Below are 22,134 nucleotides of genomic sequence, written 5' to 3'. Positions count from 1 at the left end.
CTCTTCGAGTTACCTGTGTGTCAGTAGTAGGCTCGCGCCGTTTGTTGACGCACATGTGTACCCCCGGCCGGCGGGGGTCCAGCTGGGGGAGGCCATGCGCTTTCGCGGGAAGTCCATCCGCCGGAAGATCGTGGCGCTCCTTCTCGTGCCGCTCGTGTCCCTGACCGCGATCTGGGCGTTCGCCACGGTCCTCACCGGCCGGGCGGCCGGGGACCTGTTCAACGTGTCGTCGGTCGTCGAGAAGATCGGCTACCCCACCGAGGACACCGTCCGCGTCATCCAGCAGGAACGCAGGCAGTCGCTCGTCTATCTCGCCGACCCGCGTGCCGCCGACGGCCTCGCCGACCTCAAGCGCAGCCGAGCCGCGACCGACGAAGCCGTCGCCAAGATCCGCAAGAACGCCCGGAATCCCGACGTCCGTGATGCGATGGGCCAGGCCACCGACAGCCGCGTCTCCGCCGTGCTCGACGCCTTCGACGGCCTGCAGTCCCTGCGGCGCAGCGTCGAGGCCGGCACCGTCAACCGCGCTCAGGCCCTCGATCTCTACAACCGGGTGGTCGACCCCTGCTACGTGCTGCTGACCAACCTCCACGTCGTCGACAACGTCGAGATGGACAAGCAGTACCGCGCCCTCGTCAACCTCGCCCGCGCCCGTGAACTCCTCTCCCGTGAGGACGCGTTGCTCGGCTCCTCACTGATCGTCGGCAAACTCACCCGGGACGAGACCCGCGCCGTCTCCGACCTCGTGGCCCAGCGCACCCTGCTGTACGACGTCAACCTGCCCCTGCTGCCCTCCTCGGAGCGCGACCACTTCGACCGCTTCTGGAAGAACGCGGCCAGCGCCCCGCTGCGCGTGGCCGAACAGGTCACCGTCTCCTCCGGGTCCGGCGAGCCCCGCGACGTCACCGCACAGACCTGGAACACCGCGGCCGGTGCCGTGCTGGACAAGCTCGGCACCCTCGACGACCAGGCCAACGACCGCTATCAGGACCGCGTCCGCCCTGTCGCGATGAACGTCATCCTCAAGGCTGCCGTCGCCGGCGTCCTAGGCCTGATGGCCCTGCTCCTCTCGCTCTTCCTGTCCGTGCGCATCGGCCGCGGCCTAATCCGCGACCTGCGCCAACTCCGCCTGGACGCCCACGAGGCGTCCGGTGTCCGGCTGCCCAGCGTGATGCGCCGCCTGTCCGTCGGCGAAGTCGTCGACGTGGAGACCGAGGTCCCGCGCCTGGAGTACGACAGGAACGAGATCGGCGAGGTCGGCCAGGCACTCAACACCCTGCAGCGCGCCGCCGTCGAAGCCGCCGTCAAACAGGCCGAGTTGCGGTCCGGGGTCTCCGAGGTCTTCGTCAACCTCGCCCGGCGCAGCCAGGTCCTGCTGCACAAGCAGCTCACCCTGCTCGACACCATGGAGCGCAGGACCGAGGACACCGACGAACTCGCCGACCTGTTCCGCCTCGACCACCTGACGACCCGTATGCGCCGCCATGCCGAGGGCCTGGTGATCCTCTCCGGGGCCGCCCCGTCCCGGCAGTGGCGCAAGCCGGTCCAGCTCATGGACATCGTCCGCGCGGCCGTCGCCGAGGTCGAGGACTACGAGCGCATCGAGGTACGCCGGCTGCCGCGGATCGCCGTCACCGGCCCCGCCGTCGCCGACCTCACCCACCTGGTGGCCGAACTCCTGGAGAACGCCACGGTGTTCTCCCCGCCGCACACCGCGGTCCAGGTCCTGGGGGAGCGGGTCGCCAACGGCTTCACCCTGGAGATCCACGACCGCGGCCTCGGCATGGCGGCCGAAGCACTCCTGGACGCCAACCTCCGGCTCGCCGAGACACCCGAGTTCGAACTCTCCGACACCGACCGGCTCGGCCTGTTCGTGGTCAGCCGGCTCGCCCAGCGGCAGAACGTCCGCGTCTCCCTCCAGCCCTCCCCGTACGGCGGCACGACCGCCGTCGTGTTCATCCCCGACGCCCTGCTGAGCGACGAGGTCCCGGACACCAACGGCATCGGCTTCCGCCTCGACCGGCCCCAGCCGACGAAGGAGGCCGAGTTCGAGGAGAGCCACCGCTCCGCGCTCTCCCAGGTGCCCATGAAGCTTCCCGGCCTGCCGCCCGCCCTCCTGGACGGGCCGGTAGAGCTGGAGGCCCCGGTCGACCTGGACGCCCTCGCCGGCTTCCCGAACGCGCTCGACGACGAGGACGCTGAGCGCGGCGAGGTCTTCCGCCCTCGCCGCCCGGGCCTCCGGGACGACCTGGCCCCCGTCCGCCCCGTAGACCCGCGCCAGCCGGTCTCCGAGGCCCACGACGGACCGCGCGGGGATGCCGACGCCCACCGGAGCGAACCGCTCCCGCTGCCCCGGCGCCGGACACCCAAGCTCGTCAGCTCCCACGGACGCCCGGTCGTCGAGCAGCGCTCCCGGCGGGACCCGGGGGATTCCTCGGACGGCGGCTTCGACGGCCTCTCCACGGCCCCGGGCGGAGCCGACCCGGAGGGCCCGGCCCCGCTGCCGGCCCGGCGGCGCGGAGACACGCCGCTACGGCGCCGTACCGACATGCCCGGTGCGCGCGGCGAATCCGCGGTGCCCCCGGCCTCCCCGGGGCGCGGACCCGCTGAGTCGCCCGGGGCCCCCGCACTGCCCAGACGCACCCGGCGTGCCGAGATCGCGTCCAGCATTCCCGACTCCGAGATCTCACCGGGCGGAACCGGACCCGACATCGGTGCGTTGCCAAGGCGTGTGCGCCAGGCCAACCTGGCCCCGCAGCTGAAGAAGGACCCCGAACGGCGCACCACGAGCCCGGCGGAGGTCGTGGAGCGCGACGCCGACGAGGTACGCAGCCGCATGGCCTCGCTCCAGCGCGGCTGGCAGCGTGGCCGCGAGGAGAACGCCGAGGGCGATGACGCCCAAGGCGGCACAGCACAAGGAACTAAGGGGGACGGTCGATGACCGCACCAAAGGCGACCGGCCACGACACGACCGACCAGCGCGGGCTGAACTGGCTCCTCGACGACCTCGTCGAGCGCGTCGCCAGCATCCGCAAGGCGATCGTGCTCTCCGGCGACGGTCTGCCCACCGGCGTGTCCCAGGATCTGACCCGCGAGGACAGCGAACACCTGGCCGCCGTGGCCTCCGGCTTCCACAGCCTCGCCAAGGGCGTCGGCCGACACTTCGAGGCAGGCAGCGTACGGCAGACCGTCGTAGAGCTCGACGAGGCCTTCCTGTTCGTGACGGCCGCCGGCGACGGCAGCTGCCTCGCCGTCCTCGCCGACGCGGACTCGGACGTCGGACAGGTCGCCTACGAGATGACACTGCTCGTGAAGCGGGTCGGTGTGCATCTCGGCGCCGCTCCGCGCACCGATCTGTCCTCCGGCGGGTAGTGAAGTGACATGAGCAGAGACGGTCAGGGAAGAGGCCACTGGTTCGACGACGAGGCCGGACCGGTCGTCCGTCCGTACGCGATGACGCGCGGCCGTACCACCAGCGCGGGACAGCACCGCCTCGACCTGATCGCGGTGGTGGTCGCGGAGTCCCGGGCGGACGACTCCGAAGCGGACCAGGCACTGTCCCCGGAACACGTGGACATCGTCGGTCTGTGCCGTGACGCCCCGCAGTCGGTCGCCGAACTCGCCGCCGAACTCGACCTGCCCATCGGCGTGATACGGGTCCTCATCGGAGACCTCGTGGACGAGGAACTCGTCCACGTCTCACGGCCCGTACCCCCGGCCGAACTGGTCGACGAGAGTATTCTCCGCGACGTCATCAGCGGCCTCCGGGCACTGTGAGCGGCGCGGAACCCGACCCGCCCCCCCCATCAAGCAGGACCCGCCCCCCCCATCAAGCAGGAGAAGAGATCGATGATCTTCGGGCGTTCTGAGCGAGGCAAGCCTCCGGTCGAGCCCGTCACGCTCAAGATCCTGGTGGCCGGCGGCTTCGGCGTGGGCAAGACCACCCTCGTCGGCGCGGTCAGCGAGATCAGGCCGCTGCGCACGGAGGAACTGCTCACCGAGGCAGGACGTCCGGTCGACGACACCAGTGGTGTGGAGGGTAAGCACACCACCACCGTGGCCATGGACTTCGGCCGCATCACCCTGCGCGAGGACCTGGTGCTCTACCTGTTCGGCACGCCGGGTCAGGAGCGTTTCTGGTTCATGTGGGACGAGCTCTCAGAGGGCTCGCTCGGCGCCGTCGTACTCGCCGACACCCGTCGCCTGGAGGACTGCTTCGCCGCCCTCGACTACTTCGAGCGGCGTTCCATACCCTTCGTGGTCGGCGTCAACTGCTTCGAGGGCGCCGCCCGTTACCCGGTGGAAGCCGTACGGCAGGCCCTGGACCTCGACCAGGACGTACCCCTCATGCTGTGCGACGCGCGCGACCGGTCGTCGGTCAAGGAGGTCCTCATCGAGGTCGTCCAGCACGCGATGGCCTACGGCGCGAAGCGCCGCCAGAGCGTCACCAGCTGAGCCGCGGGCGCGGCCCGTACCTCCGCCGACCGGGGTACGAGCCGCAACTCGTCGAAGGACGCACGCGCGCGTGCCTAGTTGTCGCCCTCCTCCAGCCAGCCGAAGCTCTTCTCCACGGCCTTGCGCCAGTTGTGGTACTCGCGGTCCCGCACCGAGGACTCCATGGACGGCGTCCACTCGACGTCCTTCTGCCAGTGCGACTTCAGCTCGTCCAGGCCGTTCCACACACCGGTGGCGAGCCCGGCCGCGTAGGCGGCGCCCAGGCAGGTCGTCTCGGAGACCTTGGGCCGGATCACCGGCACGTCGAGCACGTCGGCCTGATGCTGCATCAGCAGGTTGTTCTTGGTCATGCCGCCGTCCACCTTCAAGGTGGTGATCCGCACCCCGGAGTCCTGGAACATGGCGTCCACGACCTCCCGCGTCTGCCAGCTCGTCGCCTCCAGCACCGCGCGCGCGAGGTGCGCCTTCGTGACGTATCGCGTCAGCCCGGTGACGACACCGCGCGCGTCCGAGCGCCAGTAGGGGGCGAACAGGCCGGAGAACGCGGGCACGATGTACGCGCCGCCGTTGTCGTCCACGCTCTCGGCGAGGGTCTCGATCTCGTCGGCGCTGCGGATGATGCCGAGTTGGTCCCGGAACCACTGAACGAGCGCGCCCGTTATGGCTATTGATCCCTCCAGGCAGTAGACCGGCGCCTCGTCGCCGATCTTGTAGCCCATCGTCGTCAGGAGCCCGTTCTTCGAAGGCACCGGCCGGTTCCCGGTGTTGAGCAGCAGGAAGCTGCCCGTGCCGTAGGTGTTCTTCGCGGTGCCCACGTCGTAGCAGGCCTGCCCGAACACGGCGGCCTGCTGGTCGCCCAGGGCCGATGCCACGGGCACGCCCGCGAGTTGGCCGACCGCGGTGCCGTAGACCTCGGCCGAGGACCTGATCTCGGGGAGGATCGCCTCGGGCACGTTCATCGCGGAGAGGATGGACGGGTCCCACTGGAGGGTCTCCAGGTTCATCAGCATGGTGCGCCCGGCGTTCGTCACGTCGGTGACGTGCCGGCCGCCGTCGGTGCCGCCGGTGAGGTTCCAGATCAGCCAGGAGTCGATCGTCCCGAAGGCGATCTCACCGCGTTCGGCGCGGTCCCTGAGACCGGGCACGTTGTCGAGCAGCCAGGCCGCCTTGGGCCCGGAGAAGTAGCTGGCGAGCGGGAGTCCGGTCTGTTCGCGGAACCGGTCCGGCCCGTCCGAGCCGCCCAGTTGCTTGCACAGGGGGGCGGTGCGGGTGTCCTGCCACACGATGGCGTTGTGCACGGGTTTGCCGGTGGCGCGGTCCCAGAGGACCGTCGTCTCGCGCTGGTTGGTGATGCCGACCGCGCTGAGCTGGTCGGCGCGCAGTCCGGCCTTGGCGATCGCCCCGGCGACCACCGCCTGCACCTTGGACCAGATCTCGGTGGCGTCGTGCTCCACCCAGCCCGGCTTGGGGAAGATCTGGCGGTGCTCACGCTGGTCGACGGCGACGATCGCGCCGTCCTGGTTGAAGACGATGCAGCGGCTGGAGGTGGTGCCCTGGTCGATTGCGGCGACGAACTTGTCCGTCATGACGACCCCTTTGTCGTTTCCTTCGGATCCTTCAGAGGGCTGCTCTCGGAAGACTGCTCGAACACTGTTGTCAGAAGGCCGCGTTGAAGATGACTCCGGCGAGCGCTCCGCCGATCAGCGGCCCCACCACCGGGATCCACGCGTAACTCCAGTCCGAGGTCCCCTTGTTGGGGATCGGCAGCAGCGCGTGGACGATGCGGGGGCCGAGGTCTCGGGCCGGGTTGATGGCGTACCCGGTGGGCCCGCCGAGCGACAGACCGATGCCGACCACCAGGAAGGAGACGACCAGTACCGCCGTGCCGGACGTGCCCAGTCCCTTGGTGAGCCCGAAGGCCAGGATCGGCAGGACCAGCGCGACGGTCGCGATGATCTCCGTCATCAGGTTCGCCACGACATTGCGGATCGTGGGCGTGGTGGAGAAGATCCCGAGCGTGGGCTGCGCCATCTCCTCCTCGGCGTTGGCCTGGAACTGCGCGAAGTAGACCAGCCAGCACAGCACCGCGCCGAGCATGGCGCCCACCATCTGCCCCGCGATGTAGAGCGGGACCTTGTCCCACTTGCCGGTGTCGATGGCGATGCCGATCGTGACCGCCGGATTCAGCTGCCCACCGGACAGCGGCGCGGCCGTGTACGCCCCGGCCATCACGCCGAAACCCCATCCGAAGGCGATGACGATCCAACCGGAGTTCTGTGCCTTGGAGTAGTTCAGTACGACGGCGGCGACCACGCCGGCGCCGAAGAGGATCAGGATCGCGGTGCCGATGACCTCACCGACGAATATGTCTCCATTGCTCATGGCGGCTCCTAGGCCCTGGCCCGGGACGGTCGGCCCCGGTCCTCCGTGCAGGGTGCGGTTCCCTTGGCGACTTCGGCCGAAGGCAGGGAGGGTCCCGAGCCCCGCCCGGCGTCCGTGACGAGCGTGCCGTCGCAGCCGAGATCGCCCATGGGGGAGTGGGCCCGAGCGCGGGGCGGCCCGCGCGGCGCAGTGCCTGGTACGCCGAGAATGTACGGCGATGTCGACCGACACCGGGAAGTGTTCACCGGCGCCGAAGGAGCGTCAAGGTCGCGGACGGCAACGGTGACACCCGCCCTGACGGCCCCTGGAGCCCCGCAGGAGGCCGCCGGATCCGCTCAGTGTCCGTGCGGACCCGCCGCCGTGCGGGAGGCCCGTACGGGCGCCGTGGGGGCGCCGCACAGGATCTCGTACCCGTCCAGTCCCGCCCGGCCCAGTACCCAGCTCGTGCCGTCCAGCGCCTTCGCCGCCTTCTTCAGCGGAGCCAGTGACGCCGCCGCCTGCCGGTGGTCGGTCACACTGCCCGGCGCGCACAGCACGGTGGCCAGGGACAGCGTCACGGTCCGGCCGCCTGCCGCCCAGGGCACCTCCAGCACGGCTGCAGCCAGCGGCTCCAGCCCCTCCGTATCGGTGAGCACCAGGAAGTCGTCCCCGCCGATGTGCCCCACGCGTGTGTGCCCCGACGCCGTCAGCTGCAGCGATCGTCCGACCGAGCGGATCAACTCGTCGCCGGCCGCGAAGCCGGCCCCGTCGTTGACCTGTTTGAAGTGGTCGACATCCAGCCAGCTCAGCGCGAACGTCCGCCCGTCCGCGATCCGCCGGTCCACCTCACCGGTGATCGCGTCCGAACCGGGCAGCCTGGTCAGCGGATTGAGCCCCGCGGCCTCCTCCACCCGAGTCTCCGCCAAGGCCCGCACCAGATCCGCCAGTCGTACGACGCCCACGCACCGCCCGTACCGGTCGACGACCGCCACGTCGTCCGAAGTACGGTCCGCGTCGCCGACCGCGACCACGTCCAGGACCTCCCAGGCGGTCGCGTCGACGCCGACCGTCCGCGGCACGTCCCCGAGCCTGGCGGCGGGCCGGTCGGCGTACAGGGCGTGGCCGTAGCGCCCCGACATCGACAGCAGGAAGCGGGACCGGTGCACCGAGCGGACCGGCACCCCGTCCCGGTCCACGAGCACCACTCCGGAGACGTCGGGCGAGCCGGTCAGCAGCGCCCGTACCCGGCCGGCGGACGCGGTGTCGGGCAGCAGTGCGGCGGGCCGTACGAACTCCCGTGCCCACGGCCCCGACTGCGGCGTCATGGCGAGACCGGGGGCGCAGGGCGGAACGTATACGTCCGCCGCCGGAATCCGCGTCGGCGGCGCGAACAGCTCGCCCTGCGCCAACTGGGCCCCGGCCGACCGGGCCTGCGCGCACTGTGCCTCGGTCTCCACTCCCTCCACGGACAGCAGGGCGCCCAACTCCTCGCACAGGGTGCGCATGGCACGCACCGCGGCCGGCCGCTCCAGCAGCGACGCGTCGAGCTTGACCAGGTCGGGCGCGAGGTCCGTGAGCAGCCGCAGGGGTACGTCGCCGTCGCCGACGCCGTCGGCACTGATCCGGAACCCCTGGCCGCGCAGCGCGGACACCGCCTCCAGGAGCGCCCGTCGCGGCACGTGCGTGAACGGCGGGACGATGTCGACCGTCACCTCCCACGGCAGCCGTCCCGCCTCGCGGACGGCGCTGTGCAGGGCGGTGAGCCCGCCGAGGTCGGCGAGGGTGCCGGCGAACACATTGATGTGCAGCGGCAGCAGCGTCTCCTTGCGGGCGGCGGCGCGGACCGCCAACACGGCCAGCTTGCCGTCGAGTTCGGGATCGCGGCGGGCCTCGGCCAGGATGTCGCCGGTCTCCGGGCGGACCAGCACCTCCAGGCCCGCGATTCCACCGGTGGTCAGATTGACCACGGGCTGGAAGGCGAAGCGGAGAGTGTCCGTCCAGGAGCGCACGGCAGCATGATGACGCCACCGGTGTACGCCCAGGCCCAGTTCATAAGACGTTCACGCACCCGTGCGGGCCGCTCGCACCGGTGCGGCGGCACTCCACTGCTCACCGCACCGCCAGCACCGCCGACCCGTGCCCGAACAACCCCTGGTTCACGGTGATCCCCACCCGCGCCCCCGCGACCTGCCGGTCACCCGCGTCGCCTCTCAACTGCCAGGTCAGTTCGCAGACCTGGGCGATCGCCTGCGCCGGCACCGCCTCCCCGAAGGAGGCCAGCCCGCCGCTCGCGTTCACCGGTATACGCCCGCCCAGGGCCGTCGCGCCCTCCCGCAGCAGCTTGGCGCCCCCGCCCTCCGCGCACAGCCCCAGATCCTCGTACCACTGCAACTCCAGGGCGGTGGACAGGTCGTACACCTCGGCCAGGGAGAGGTCCTCGGGGCCGATGCCCGCCTCCTCGTAGGCCGCGCCGGCTATCGACGCCCGGAAGGTCCCGTCCGGCGGCGGCGCGCCCGCCGCGGAGTCGGTGGCGATGTCCGGGAGGTCCAGCACCGTGTTGGGATAGCGCGGGGTCACCGTGGACACCGCGCGGATCCGCACCGGGTCCGCCGACCCGTGCCGGCGAGCGAACTCCATGCTCGACAGCACCAGGGCGGCCCCGCCGTCCGAGGTGGCGCAGATGTCGAGCAGCCGCAGCGGATCGGCGACCACCGCCGAGGCGGCGACCTCCTCGGCGGAGACCCGCTTGCGGTAGCGCGCGTACGGATTCAGCGCGCCCAGGGCGGCGTTCTTCACCTTCACCTGGGCGAAGTCCTCCGGGGTGTCCCCGTAGAGGGCCATCCGCCGTCGCGCGTACAGCCCGAAGTACGTCGGGTTCGTCGCCCCGAGGACCCGGAAGCGGAGCCAGTCCGGGTCGTCGTGCCGGTCCCCGCCGGCCGGCCGGAAGAACCCCTTGGGTGCGGCATCGGCGCCCACGACCAGCACCACGTCCGCGAGCCCCGAAAGGATCTGCGCCCGCGCGGCGTTGACGGCCTGCGCCCCTGAGGCGCACGCCGCGTACACGCTCGCCACCCGGGCACCCTGCCAGCCCAGCGCCTTCGCGAACGTCGCGCCCGCCACATACCCCGGGTATCCGCCACGCACCGTGTCCGCGCCGACGATCGAGCCGACGTCCCGCCACTCCAGCCCGGCATCGGAGAGCGCCGCCCGGGCCGCCGCCGTCCCGTACTCGACGAAGCTCCGCCCCCACTTGCCCCACGGGTGCATGCCCGCGCCGAGCACCGCCACGTCCCCCGTCATGCCGTCACCCCCGCAGGCCGCCAGTGCCAGGTCGTCCAGGTCGTCTCCGTGTCCTCGTCGAGCACACCGGGGACGACCTCCACCTCCATGCCCACCGTCAGATCGGCGACGGTGACCCCGGGAACCGCCTGCCCCAGCACCACGATCCGCTCGGACTCCAGCTCCACAGCGATCAACGCGTACGGTTCCCACGGAAGTTCCGGATCGCTCACATACGGTGACGGTGGCCGGTACCGGCTGTCCGTGTACGACCAGATACGCCCGCACCGCGACAGCGGGAACTCCTCCAACTCGCCGCCCCGGCAGCCCGGATTGCGGCAATGGCCGTCCTCACGGGGGAAGAAGACCGAGGCGCACGCGGAACAGCGCGTGCCGAGCAGCCGGAAGGCGTCCCCGTCCCCGGTGAACCAATCGGTGACCACAGGTGTGCGTGTCCGCGACAACGTCCCTCCACAGCACTGGATCTGACGGAACGTCAGAAGTGTGCCACGGGCAACGGAAAATGAGCAGGGCGTTTCGGTGAACCATCGAGCCACCTACGGCGTCGTGATACCGGGAGGGACGGCCGGGGCCCACGGGGGTGGCTCCGGCCGTTTCCCGTTCCGCGCCCGGCCCCCGGAAAGACTCCCTCCGCTTGATCGGATACAGTCCGCCAGGTGTCCGAAACTCAAGGCTCCGTCCCCAACTCCACGCCGGACTCCCACTGTTCGAGCTGTGGATCGCCCTACGGAGAGGGCGTCTCCGGCTGGCCCCGCACCTGCCCGGCCTGCGGCACGGTCGCCTACCGCAACCCGCTGCCCGTCGCCGTCGCACTCCAGCCGGTGTACGACACGAAGGGCACCGCCCTGGTCGTCATCACCCGAACCGTCGCCCCCGCGCGCGGAGGCGTCGCCCTGCCGGGCGGCTACGTCGACCACCGCGAGGACTGGCGGCAGGCCCTCGTCCGCGAACTCAGGGAGGAGACCGGCATCGAGGCCGCGAGCCGCGACGTACGACTCGTCGACGCCATCAGCTCGCCCGACGGCCACCTGCTGCTCTTCGGAGTCCTCCCCGAACGCCCGGTCGAGACCCTGCCCAAGTCCGCCGCCACCGACGAGACGGAGGGCTGGCACCTGCTCCGCAGGCCTGAGGAACTCGCCTTCCCGCTCCACTCCGTGGCCGTCAGGGCCTGGTTCGAGGGCCGGTACATCTGAGGTCAGCCCTGGCCCAGCCCTCGCACCCGCACCGGGCAGGACGGCGCGCTCACGCCGTCCTCCGACTCCCGCTCCACGACCACCCGCCGGCCCTCCCAGCGGGCGACGTACCGCTCGATCTCCGGTTCGTCCCAGCCGTCGCCCGCGTCCGGCACCACCAGCCCGCCCCCGGTCCGCCCACGGGCGGGCGCCCACACCTCCAGCTCAAGCCCGCCGTCCGCACCGCGCACCGGCAGTACGGCACCCGCGCGCGCGAACACCGGAATCCGCGACAACGGGGCATCGACGAGAACCTGGGCCGGCCCCTCGTACGCCCGCTCCGTCTCCGTGTCGTACCAGCGCCCCCTGGGCAACTGCACCGCGCGCCGGTCCGACCCCGGATAGAGCACCGGCGCCACCAGGAGGCAGTCGCCCAGCAGGAAGGCGTCCTCGCAGTCCCGTAGCGCACGATCCTCCGGCGCACCCCACCACAGGGGCCGCACATACGGCGCCCCGGTCCGCCGCGCCAGATGCGCCAGCGTCATGAAGTACGGCAGCAGCCGCCGCCGCTCGACAAGCGCCACGCGCGCGTGCTCCAGCACGTCGGCACCGAACTCCCAGGGCTCCCGGCGCCCCGCCCGCAGACTCGCGTGCGTGCGGAACAGCGGCAGATACGCGCCCAGTTGGAACCAGCGCAGATACAGCTCGGGCGACGGACTCCCGTCGAAGCCGCCCACGTCCGGCCCCGAGTACGGCACCCCGCACAACCCCAGCCCCATCACCAGCGACAACGAGGCCCGCAGACCCGGCCAGCCGGTGGCCACATCGCCGGACCAGGTACCCCCATATGCCTGCATCCCGGCCCACCCGGAGCGCGAGAAGAGGAACGGCCGTTCCTGGGGGGCCAGTTCGCGCAAGGCCTCGTAGGCGGCCCTGGCCATGCACAGCGCGTACACGTTGTGCGCCTCACGATGGTCACCGCCCCGCCCCTCCAGGTCGTGCCGGGCCGAACGCGGAAGCGTCGACTCCCCGAAGGCGGCGAACGACGTGGGCTCGTTCATGTCGTGCCAGAAACCCGCGAACCCCAGCGCGAGCCGCTCCTCGTAGAGCCCGCCCCACCACCCCCGCACACGCGCGTGCGTGAAGTCCGGGAATACCGCCTCCCCGGGCCACACGACGCCCCGCACCAGCCGCCCCGACGCGTCCCGCACGAAGGCGTCCTCGGCCGTGCCACCGTCGTAGACGGCGTTCCCCGGCTCAGCCTTCACCGCGGGGTCGACGATCGACACCAGCCGGATGCCGTCCCGCCCCAACTCCTCGGCGAGCACCGGCAGTTTCGGGAACCGCTCGTGGTCGACTGTGAACACCTGGTGCTCGTCGTAGTGGTCGATGTCCAGGTGGACGGCGTCCAGGGGCAGATCGCGCTCCTGGTAGCCGGCGACGATCCGCCTGACCTCCTGCTCACTGCCGAAGCCCCACCGCGCGTGATGGTGCCCCAGCGCCCACGCCGGCGGCAGCGCGGGAGCACCGGTCATCGAGACCCAGGCGTGCAGCACGCGCGCGGGGCTGCCCACGATCACCCAGCAGCGCAGCGGACCGCCGTCCAATCGCAGCTCGGACGCCCCCGCCCGGTCGTGCCCGGAACCGGCACCCTCCTCGCCCTCCCGCAGCGTCACCGTGCCGTCCCAGGAGGTGTCGTGGAACACCAGATGCGTGGCCGCGTCGGCCACCACCAACTGCACGGGCATGGTGATGTACAGCGGATCGTCACCCGGCCCGAAGGCATGCCCGGGGTCGGTGTTCCACAGCCGGTACGTCCCGTCGCGCAGCCGGGGGCCCGAAGCGCGCCCGCCGAGCCCGAAGAACCGGGCGTCCGCGGCCACCTCCGACCGCTGCATCCAGCGCGCCGTGCCCCCGCCCACCGGCTCCCACCAGCGCGGGGGCAGATCCCGGCGCAGCGTCACACCACCGGGCGTACGCACCTCGACCGCACCGTGCCGCGACACGGCGACCGTCACCCGCTCCGCCACGACCCGCCAGCCGCCGTCCTTGTCCGGTTCCAGGACGGCCCGGGGGTCCGGCTCGGGGCACCGCCCGGCGAGCGCGTACGAGGGCTCCGGAGCGGCCCCGTCCCAGCCCCAGAAGACCGCCCCGTTCACGGCGACGGTGACGCGCAGCTCGGAACGGCTGAACCGGATGACTCCGCCACCGGGCCCGGGCTCCGCGTCCCGCACCGGCCCGGGCACACGCGCCCGCTCGGCCCCCCGTGCCGGCAGCCCGGTGGCATCGGCACGCCTCCTGCGCCACGCCGCCCGTACGGTACGCAACCCCTGCGCCGCCCCCGTTGAACCGACCACCTTCACCGAACGCACCAGGTCACGACCATCCATGCTGCTCACCCTGCCATTACGGGACCCCGATATCCGCGTCGTTCAACTTCCGTTCACCCGTGGTGGGACCACATCTTCACGGCACGGACCATGTGGAGCGTGCCCTGGTGCAGAAGTCGATCACATGGCATCGTCCGTGTCAGCCGCGTCACGCGCACACCCCCGCACGTGCGCGACCGACGCACACGACGCGCACAGTCCCGGGAGCCGCCCCATGTCGACCGCGAACCCCCTGCCGCTCTGGCAGCCAGATCCGGAACGCATCGCCCAGGCACAGGTCACCAGGTTCCAGTCCTGGGCGGCCGAACACCACGGAGCCCCCGCCGACGGCGGCTACACGGCGCTGCACCACTGGTCCGTCGACGAACTGGACACGTTCTGGCAGGCCGTCACCGAGTGGTTCGACGTCCGCTTCTCGACCCCCTACGCGCGCGTGCTCGGCGACCGGTCGATGCCCGGCGCGCACTGGTTCCCCGGAGCGACCCTCAACTACGCCGAGCACGCCCTGCGCGCGAGCGCGACCCGCGCGCACGAACCGGCCCTCCTGTACGTCGACGAGACCCACGAACCGCGCCCGGTCACCTGGGCGGAGCTCCGCCGCCAGGTCGGCTCCCTGGCCGCCGAACTGCGCACCCTCGGCGTACGCCCCGGAGACCGCGTCAGCGGCTACCTCCCGAACATTCCGCAGGCCGTCGTCGCCCTGCTCGCCACAGCCGCCGTGGGCGGCGTCTGGACGTCCTGCGCCCCCGACTTCGGCGCCCGTAGCGTCCTCGACCGCTTTCAACAGGTCGAACCGGTCATCCTGTTCACCGTCGACGGCTACCGCTACGGCGGCAAGGAACACGACCGCCGCGACACGGTCGCCGAACTCCGCCGCGAACTTCCCACCCTCCGCGCGGTGGTCCACATCCCCCTCCTGGGCACCGACGCCCCGGAAGGCGCCCTGGACTGGTCGTCCCTCACCTCGGCCGACGTGGAACCCGTCTTCGAAGAGGTCCCCTTCGAGCACCCCCTCTGGGTGCTCTACTCCTCGGGCACGACAGGCCTCCCCAAGGCCATCGTCCAGTCCCAGGGCGGCATCCTCGTGGAACACCTCAAACAACTCGGCCTGCACTGCGACCTGGGCCCCGAGGACCGCTTCTTCTGGTACACGTCCACCGGCTGGATGATGTGGAACTTCCTCGTCTCCGGCCTCCTCACGGGCACGACGGTCGTCCTCTACGACGGCAGCCCCGGGTACCCCGACACGGCCGCCCAGTGGCGTATCGCCGAACGCACCGGAGCGACCCTCTACGGCACTTCGGCCGCCTACGTCATGGCCTGCCGCAAGGCCGGCGTGCACCCGTCCCGCGACTTCGACCTCTCCAAGGTGCGGTGCGTCGCCACCACCGGCTCACCGCTGCCCCCGGACGGGTTCCGCTGGCTGCACGACGAGGTCCGCGACGACCTGTGGATCGCCTCGGTCAGCGGCGGCACGGACGTCTGCTCCTGCTTCGCCGGAGCCGTACCGACCCTCCCGGTGTACATCGGCGAACTCCAGGCCCCCGGTCTTGGCACCGACCTCCAGTCCTGGGACCCGAACGGCCACCCCGTGGTCGACGAGGTCGGCGAACTCGTCGTCACCAACCCCATGCCGTCCATGCCGATCTACTTCTGGAACGACCCCGAAGGCACTCGCTACCACGACAGCTACTTCGACACCTACCCCGGAGTCTGGCGCCACGGCGACTGGATCACGGTCACCTCCAGGGGCTCCGTCGTCATCCACGGCCGCTCCGACTCCACGCTCAACCGCCAAGGCGTACGCATGGGTTCGGCCGACATCTACGAAGCCGTCGAACGGCTCCCGGAGATCAAGGAGTCCCTCGTCATCGGCATCGAACAGCCCGACGGCGGCTACTGGATGCCCCTTTTCGTACACCTCGCCCCTGGAGCCGTCCTGGACGACGCCCTCCTGGGCCGCATCAAGCAGACGATCCGCGAGCAACTCTCCCCGCGCCACGTCCCCGACGAGGTCATCGAGGTCCCCGGCGTCCCGCACACCCTCACCGGGAAACGCATCGAGGTACCCGTCAAACGCCTTCTCCAGGGCACCCCGTTGGAGAAGGCGGTCAACCCGGGCTCCATCGACGACCTCGGCCTGCTGAGCTTCTACGAGGACCTCGCCCGCAAACGCGCCTGATCGCCCTCCCGCAGAGGCCGATCACCCTCCATAGGTGGCCTCGGACTCGCCCTCGCCGAGCACGGTGGCGAAGTCCGAGGCCAGCCGTACCGCATCGGCCGGTTCGAGCTCGGCGACGGAGATCCGTACCCCCGGCTCGGACGACAGCCGGAACCGCGCCCCCGCGGCGACCCACCAGCCGTACGACCGCAGCCCGTTGACCACGGCGGACTCGTCCCGCACCGGCACCCAGAGATTCAACCCGCTCACCCCGTACGACGTGATCCCCTGCACGCCCAGCTCCTCGCGGAGGGTCTCCCGCCGCAGTTCGTATGCCTCTTGAGCACGCGTGACCAACGCGCGCGTGCCGTCGTCCGTCATCAACCCATGGACGGTCTCCTGGAGGAGATGACTCACCCAGCCGGACGTCAGCAGCAACCGCCCGTCGTGCCGCGCCAAAGTGGTCCGATCGCAGGCCGCCGCGGCCCACCGCAGGTCGGTGCCGAGGAACTTGCTCACCGTCCGCACATGCACCCAGCGCGCCAACCCACCGGAAGCCAACGACCACAGGGGAGCGCCCGCCACGGCGGACGCGTGATCGTTCTCCACGACGAGCACCTCGGGCCCCTCCCGGAGCACCTCGACCAGGGCGTCGCGGCGCGCGGCCGAGAAGCTGCCGCCGTACGGATTCTGCGCCCGGGGACTGCACACCACGGCACGCACACCCGCCCGCAGCGCCACGCGCAGCGCATCGGGACGCAGACCCTCGTCGTCCACGGCGACCGGCACGCTCCGCAGCCCCAACGCCGTGACCAGATCCAGCAGATGGTGATAACCGGGGTCCTCCATGGCCACCGCGTCCCCGGGCCGCAATTCCACCGACAGCAACCGCCCGACCAGATCCAGCGCACCGTGCGCGAAGGTCACCTGCTCCACGGGCACACCGTCGCGTCCCAGCCAGTCCCGTACGACCTCCTCCAATCGCGCCAGCCGAGGCGTCGACCGGTGCGACCGCGCACCCGGGGACAGCCGTGAGGGCGGCACCAACGCGGGCAGGAAGAGGGGGTCGGGATGCCCGCCGGCCAGATCCCGCAGCCCCTCCGGGACCCGGGGCGGCCGTCGGGACGCCACCGTGGGGGCCTGTGCCACCACGGTCCCGCCCCGCCCGCGCGTGACGACGATGCCCCGCTGCCTCAACTCCTTGTAAGCGGTGGCGACCGTGCCCGGACTCACCCCGAGCTCGTCCGCGAGCCGCCGTACCGGAGGCAGTGCGGCATCAGGACCCAACACGCCCTCGGCCACACACCGTTCGACGGACGCGGCAATCCCCTTGGCCGTCGTACCACTGATCCCATATTGTATTGCCACGTAATCAACTATGTATCAATACATAATTTGACGCAAGGGGGAGCAGTGAGCCCGACCCGCCGCACAGCCGCTCGGCCGAAGCGCATACCCGGAGGACGCGACGGTCGCAGAATGCTCGCGATCGCCCTCGTCGACCGCACCGGCAGCGGCCTGTGGGCCTCCGTGTCCGTCCTGTACTTCACCTACGTCTCGCATCTCTCCGTCGCCCAGGTCGGCACCCTCGCCGCGATCGCCGGAGCCATCGGCATCGCCGGCGCACCCCTGGGCGGTTGCCTCGCCGACCGGTTCCCGCTCACCCGCGTGCTCACCGCCCTCCAGCTCCTGCGCGCCCTCGCCTCCTTCGCCCTGCTCACCACAAACAACTACATCCTCCTGATCGCCTTCTCGGCCGCCGGCGGCTTCGGCGACCGCGCCGCCAACGTGCTCACCAAGCTCTATGCCACCCGCGTGGCCGGACCGGACCGCATCCGCTACCAGGCCATCAGCCGCACCGTCGCCAACGCGGGCTGGGCCCTGGGCGGTCTCGCCGCAGCGGCCGCACTCGCCCTCGGCACAACCGCCGCCTACCACTGGCTCCTTCTCGGCGACGCCCTCTCCTTCGTCGCCGTCGCCACACTCACCGTGCGCTGCGGCGAACCCCCGTCACCACAGCGCGTCATCGCGACATCGACGGACGCGCCGCCCGCGAACAAGCCCCCGAACCCCTGGCGCGACCGCATCTACCTCGCCTACGTCGCGACCGAGACCGTCCTTTTCCTCGACGACGCCGTCTTCAAGGTCGGCCTGCCACTGTGGATCGCCCACGCCAGCGAGGCACCGCACGGCCTGGCACCCCTGCTGATGGTCCTCAACAACCTGATGGTCGTGGCCCTCCAAGTCCCCCTGGCCCGCTTCGGCACCACCACGACGGCCGCCCGCAACCTGCTGATACCGCTCTCCGCCGCCTTCGCCCTGGGCGGGACCACCCTGGCACTCTCGGCCACGGGCGGAGCCGTCACCGCGACGGTGCTCCTCACCGCCTCGGCAGTCGCCTTCACCATGGCGGAAATGCTGCACGCCACCGTCTCGTGGGAACTCTCCGTCGCCCTCGCGCCGGGTACCGCACAGGGCACCTACCTCGGCGTCCACGGACTCGCCCAGTCGACCCAGCGCAGCCTCGGCCCACTGGCGGTCACCGCGGCCATCGCCACCGGACCCCTCGGCTGGACGGCTTTCGGCGCCACAATCGCCCTGACCTGCGTGATTCAGCATCGCCTGGTTCGTGAGCCCCTCGCTCGGACGCCGTTGTCAGTGCCGCCGGTTACTGTGAGTGAGCATTGATCGACCGTGCACAGGGGGAAACATGGCGCACACCGACCACCAGACCATGCGACGCGTTCTGCGCCGCGAAATCGCAGGCACCATCGGCCTGTTGACCGACGAGCACGACTTCCGCGCCATGCGGCGCTATCGCAGCTTCACCTTCGACGACCACACCGCCTACCTCCGACAGGTGGAGGCACTTCTCAGGAGCCGAGCCTCCCAGGGCAGCCACACCAGCGTGGCCCTCTTCGACCCCCGGGAATACGCCGAGTTCTGCGCCGACAGCGGCCTGGACCCCGACAACCCGTCCAGCCGCACGCGCTTCACCGCCGAACTCGCCACCACCGGCCCCACCCTGCCCTACGAGGGCCAACCGCTCGCCGACCTCCTCCCGGCCCTCGTCGACGAGGCCGTCCGCCAGGCGACCTGGGAGTACGTGACCACACTCCTGGCGCGCCTCGGCACCTGCGCCACCTGCGGTGAAGACATCGGCCGCGCCGCCTTCACCCGGGCCTCCGGCCTCCTCGTCCGCATCCTCGACACGGCCCGACCCGGCAACCGACACCTGGTCTGCAGCGTGTCGGGAACACCGGAAACCATCGTCTGCGCCCTCCACGCCGACCAGGACGAGGACGGAGCCACCCACCTCGACGACGTCGAAGCCCTCGAATTCACCAGTGTCCTCGCCCTCGGCATCGCCACCCGAAGTCCCGGCGGCCTCGTCATGCGCACCACCAGCCCCGACACCACCGGCTGCATCTACGGCTGGCGCCTGCGCGGCGACGGCCTAGAACCCCTGACCGCCGGCGAGGTCTTCGACGCCTACTGCACCGACGTCGAATCCGGCGACCTCATCTCCCCGGAATCAGGCGTCGACTACTGCGTGCCGCCCGACCTCGGCGACCTGGAACAGCCCCCGGGAGGACACCACCACTGAACACGCCAGGGGCGCCCCACCCAGTGGTGGGGCGCCCCTGAACCAGAACCGACGGACGGCTTGGCGCCCGACTACTCGCCGGACAGCACCGTCTGAGCCGCCTGACGTGCCCCCTCGGCACTGTCCGCGGCCCGGGCCGCCAACGCGGCCCGCTCGCACTGAGCCAGCGTGTACTTCGCCAGCGTCGACCGCACATACGGGATCGAAGCGGCGCCCATGGAAAGGGAGGTGACCCCAAGACCGGTCAACACACAAGCCAGCAGCGGGTCGGACGCTGCCTCGCCGCAGACGCCACAGCTCTTGCCCTCGGCCTTCGCCCCCTCGGCGGACATCGCCACCAGGTCGAGCAGCGCGGGCTGCCACGGATCCTGCAACCGGGACACCGCACCCACCTGACGGTCGGCGGCGAAGGTGTACTGCGCGAGGTCGTTGGTCCCCAGCGACAGGAACTCGACCTCCTGCAGTATCGAGCGCGCCCGCAGCGCGGCCGACGGAATCTCCACCATCGCGCCGAACTTCGCCCGCAGGCCCGCCTCCCGGCACGCGTCCGCGAACGCCTTCGCGTCCGCACGGTCCGCGACCATCGGGGCCATGACCTCAAGGTAGACGGGCAGTCCCTCGGCGGCTTTCGCGAGCGCGGTGAGCTGAGTCCGCAGCACGTCGGGGTGGTCGAGCAGCGAACGCAGCCCGCGCACACCCAGGGCCGGGTTCGGCTCGTCGGCGGGCGTCAGGAAGTCCAGCGGCTTGTCCGCGCCCGCGTCCAGCACCCGCACGACGACACGCCCCTCGGGGAACGCCTCGAGCACCTGCCGGTAGGCCTCGACCTGCTTCTCCTCGGACGGCGCGCTCTTGCTGTCGTCCAGGAAGAGGAACTCCGTACGGAAGAGCCCCACACCCTCGGCCCCCGCCTCCAGCGCGGCCGGCACGTCAGCAGGACCGCCGACATTGGCGAGCAACGGCACCTTGTGCCCGTCGGAGGTGGCACCCGGCCCCGTGGAAGCGGAGAGAGCGGCCTTGCGCGCCGCAGCCGCGGCCTCCAGCTCGGCCTTCTTCTCATCACTCGGGTTCACGAAGATCTCGCCGGTGCTGCCGTCCACGGCGACAACCGTCCCCTCGGCCAGCTCACAGGCCCCCGGCAGCGCCACCACAGCGGGCACACCGAGCGCTCGCGCCAGAATCGCGCTGTGACTGGTCGGCCCACCCTCTTCGGTGACGAAACCGAGTACGAGAGCGGGATCCAACAGCGCAGTATCGGCGGGCGCAAGATCACGAGCGATCAGGACGTAAGGCTCGTCGCTGTCCGGAACACCCGGCATCGGCACCCCGAGCAACCGGGCGACGATACGGTTTCGCACGTCGTCGAGGTCGGCCACCCGGCCGGCCAGATACTCACCGGCATTGGCCAGCAGGTCACGGTAGGCGGCGAAGGCGTCGTACACCGCCCGCTCGGCCGTGCTGCCGACCGAGATACGGCGCTCCACGTCCGTCATCAACTCGGGGTCCTGGGCCATCAAGGCCTGGGCCTCGAGCACCGCCTGGGCTTCGCCCCCCGCCAGATTGCCGCGCGCCATCAGGTCGGCCGCCACAGCGTCCACGGCTTGGCGGGCGCGCCCCTGTTCACGCTCCGCGTCCTCCACCGGAATCTGCTTGGCAGGCGGTTCCAGAACCGCCGTCCCCATGTGCCGAACCTCGCCGATCGCCACACCGTGGCTCACACCGACGCCTCGCAGCGTTGTCTCCATCTCACCCGTCTCCGATAGTGCGGCGGGTCCCGCCGCCGCGGTGGTTGTCCTGGACACCGTCATACGACGGCACTGACGTCACTCCCAGGAGAAGAGCCTGTCACCGGCCTTCACATCGCCGTCCTCGCGGAGTTCGGAGAGGGACTCGGCAGTGGCCTCAAGAGCCACGATCGGGCACACCGGGGACTTGCCGGCGGCCTCTACGGCGGCCGGGTTCCAGCGCACGACACTCTGACCCCGGGTCACGGTGTCGCCCTTGTTGACGAGCAGTTCGAAACCCTCGCCATTGAGCTGCACGGTGTCGATACCGAGATGCGTCAGCACACCATGCCCCTCGCTGTCCACGACGACGAAGGCGTGCGGGTGGAGGGAGACGATGACTCCGTCCACGGGAGAGACGGCCTCAGAAGGCTCACGTACGGGGTCGATGGCCGTGCCGGGGCCGACCATGGCCCCGGAGAAGACCGGATCGGGCACCTCAGTCAATCCGATGGCCCGTCCTGCGAGCGGGGACGTCACGCTGGTCATGGGAAGCCTCCCAGGGGTGAATGTGTGATGAGGCCGTCACTGCCTGTCCCGGACGGCACACTGAGCAGCAGGGTATGTCATATGTAGTACCGGTTCCGCCCGAGAGGTCTGGATTAGTGGTCTAGACCACACCTCTAATCGATTTGCACCTGCTCTACGGCCGCATGTACAGTCGTACTCCTGCTTGAGGCCGAGCGACGCGACCAAGCGTCTTTGCTTGGCCTGGCAGCACCCAACTTGTCAGATCCTATCTCGGGGTCACCTTCTGCGTGCTCGCAGGATGGTGGTCAGGGGGTCGGAAAAACACTGATAGAGTTTGGAACACCGAAGGGAAAAGCCCGGAGGAAAGCCCGAGAGGGTGAGTACAAAGGAAGCGTCCGTTCCTTGAGAACTCAACAGCGTGCCAAAAATCAACGCC

17 protein-coding genes are annotated in these 22,134 nt (G+C 70.7%); 8 read left to right on the top strand and 9 right to left on the bottom strand.

Features of this window, described 5'->3' with window-relative positions:
- Positions 1-94: 94 nt before the first annotated feature.
- The 4 genes from AB0I51_RS36550 (at position 95) to AB0I51_RS36535 (ending at position 4,455) form a co-directional block, all read left to right on the top strand.
- Entirely contained in the window at positions 95-2,941 is a 2,847-nt protein-coding gene (locus AB0I51_RS36550) for a nitrate- and nitrite sensing domain-containing protein (RefSeq protein WP_362982698.1), read from the top strand.
- Positions 2,938-3,372 carry a roadblock/LC7 domain-containing protein gene (locus AB0I51_RS36545; RefSeq protein ID WP_093624343.1) on the top strand — a complete coding sequence of 145 codons (435 nt, stop codon included), beginning with the start codon at positions 2,938-2,940 and terminating at the stop codon, positions 3,370-3,372. Before AB0I51_RS36550 ends, AB0I51_RS36545 begins: the two co-directional genes overlap by 4 nt.
- A 9-nt stretch (positions 3,373-3,381) precedes the next feature.
- Positions 3,382-3,777, top strand: coding sequence for a DUF742 domain-containing protein (locus AB0I51_RS36540; RefSeq protein WP_362982697.1), 396 nt, complete (start codon positions 3,382-3,384; stop codon positions 3,775-3,777).
- Between the two features lie 72 nt (positions 3,778-3,849).
- Positions 3,850-4,455, top strand: coding sequence for an ATP/GTP-binding protein (locus AB0I51_RS36535; protein ID WP_362982696.1), 606 nt, complete (start codon positions 3,850-3,852; stop codon positions 4,453-4,455).
- A 74-nt stretch (positions 4,456-4,529) separates the two neighbouring features.
- Here the strand turns inward: AB0I51_RS36535 and glpK are convergent, their stop codons facing one another.
- The 5 genes from glpK to AB0I51_RS36510 form a co-directional block, all read right to left on the bottom strand.
- Complete coding sequence (gene glpK, locus AB0I51_RS36530) at positions 4,530-6,041, bottom strand: glycerol kinase GlpK (RefSeq protein ID WP_362982695.1); 1,512 nt, start codon at positions 6,039-6,041, stop codon at positions 4,530-4,532.
- 70 nt (positions 6,042-6,111) lie between these two features.
- Entirely contained in the window at positions 6,112-6,837 is a 726-nt protein-coding gene (locus AB0I51_RS36525; protein WP_362982694.1) for an MIP/aquaporin family protein, read from the bottom strand.
- Between the two features lie 335 nt (positions 6,838-7,172).
- On the bottom strand, positions 7,173-8,825 hold the full coding sequence (locus tag AB0I51_RS36520; RefSeq protein ID WP_362982693.1) for a GGDEF domain-containing protein: 1,653 nt from the start codon (positions 8,823-8,825) through the stop codon (positions 7,173-7,175).
- Between the two features lie 100 nt (positions 8,826-8,925).
- The gene (locus AB0I51_RS36515) at positions 8,926-10,116 is read right to left on the bottom strand and encodes a lipid-transfer protein (RefSeq protein WP_362982692.1); all 1,191 of its coding nucleotides are present in this window, start codon (positions 10,114-10,116) and stop codon (positions 8,926-8,928) included.
- Positions 10,113-10,538: a zinc ribbon domain-containing protein gene (locus tag AB0I51_RS36510; RefSeq protein ID WP_362982691.1), complete on the bottom strand. Its 426-nt coding sequence runs from the start codon at positions 10,536-10,538 to the stop codon at positions 10,113-10,115. The genes AB0I51_RS36515 and AB0I51_RS36510 overlap by 4 nt, the downstream gene beginning before the upstream one ends.
- A gap of 234 nt (positions 10,539-10,772) precedes the next feature.
- Between AB0I51_RS36510 and AB0I51_RS36505 the strand changes: the two genes are divergently transcribed.
- Entirely contained in the window at positions 10,773-11,309 is a 537-nt protein-coding gene (locus AB0I51_RS36505) for an NUDIX domain-containing protein (RefSeq protein WP_362982690.1), read from the top strand.
- A 2-nt stretch (positions 11,310-11,311) separates the two neighbouring features.
- Here AB0I51_RS36505 and AB0I51_RS36500 read toward each other — a convergent pair whose 3' ends face one another.
- Positions 11,312-13,678, bottom strand: a complete 2,367-nt coding sequence (locus AB0I51_RS36500) for a TIM-barrel domain-containing protein (RefSeq protein ID WP_362982689.1) — start codon at positions 13,676-13,678, stop codon at positions 11,312-11,314.
- 214 nt (positions 13,679-13,892) lie between these two features.
- Between AB0I51_RS36500 and AB0I51_RS36495 the strand changes: the two genes are divergently transcribed.
- On the top strand, positions 13,893-15,860 hold the full coding sequence (locus tag AB0I51_RS36495; RefSeq protein WP_362982688.1) for an acetoacetate--CoA ligase: 1,968 nt from the start codon (positions 13,893-13,895) through the stop codon (positions 15,858-15,860).
- Positions 15,861-15,881: 21 nt separating this feature from the next.
- On the opposite strand, the gene AB0I51_RS36490 is transcribed toward AB0I51_RS36495, so the two are convergent.
- Positions 15,882-17,207 (bottom strand): aminotransferase class I/II-fold pyridoxal phosphate-dependent enzyme, encoded by a 1,326-nt coding sequence (locus AB0I51_RS36490; protein ID WP_362982687.1) that lies wholly within the window; start codon positions 17,205-17,207, stop codon positions 15,882-15,884.
- Positions 17,208-17,318: 111 nt separating this feature from the next.
- Here AB0I51_RS36490 and AB0I51_RS36485 point away from each other — a divergent pair, with 111 nt between their 5' ends.
- A complete protein-coding gene (locus AB0I51_RS36485; protein ID WP_362982686.1) occupies positions 17,319-18,527 on the top strand; it encodes an MFS transporter in 1,209 nt (402 codons plus the stop codon).
- A 22-nt stretch (positions 18,528-18,549) separates the two neighbouring features.
- Positions 18,550-19,446 (top strand): hypothetical protein, encoded by an 897-nt coding sequence (locus AB0I51_RS36480; protein ID WP_362982685.1) that lies wholly within the window; start codon positions 18,550-18,552, stop codon positions 19,444-19,446.
- Between the two features lie 71 nt (positions 19,447-19,517).
- Here the strand turns inward: AB0I51_RS36480 and ptsP are convergent, their stop codons facing one another.
- Both ptsP and AB0I51_RS36470 read right to left on the bottom strand, forming a co-directional pair.
- Positions 19,518-21,188 carry a phosphoenolpyruvate--protein phosphotransferase gene (gene ptsP / locus AB0I51_RS36475; protein ID WP_362982684.1) on the bottom strand — a complete coding sequence of 557 codons (1,671 nt, stop codon included), beginning with the start codon at positions 21,186-21,188 and terminating at the stop codon, positions 19,518-19,520.
- Between the two features lie 78 nt (positions 21,189-21,266).
- Positions 21,267-21,716 (bottom strand): PTS glucose transporter subunit IIA, encoded by a 450-nt coding sequence (locus AB0I51_RS36470; RefSeq protein WP_359614162.1) that lies wholly within the window; start codon positions 21,714-21,716, stop codon positions 21,267-21,269.
- Between the last annotated feature and the right edge of the window lie 418 nt (positions 21,717-22,134).

Origin of the sequence: Streptomyces sp. NPDC050549 (assembly GCF_040655035.1) — a bacterium.
Lineage (GTDB): Bacteria > Actinomycetota > Actinomycetes > Streptomycetales > Streptomycetaceae > Streptomyces.
The sequence above is the reverse complement of the archived record's forward strand: the minus strand, read 5'-3'. Positions and strand labels throughout refer to the sequence as shown.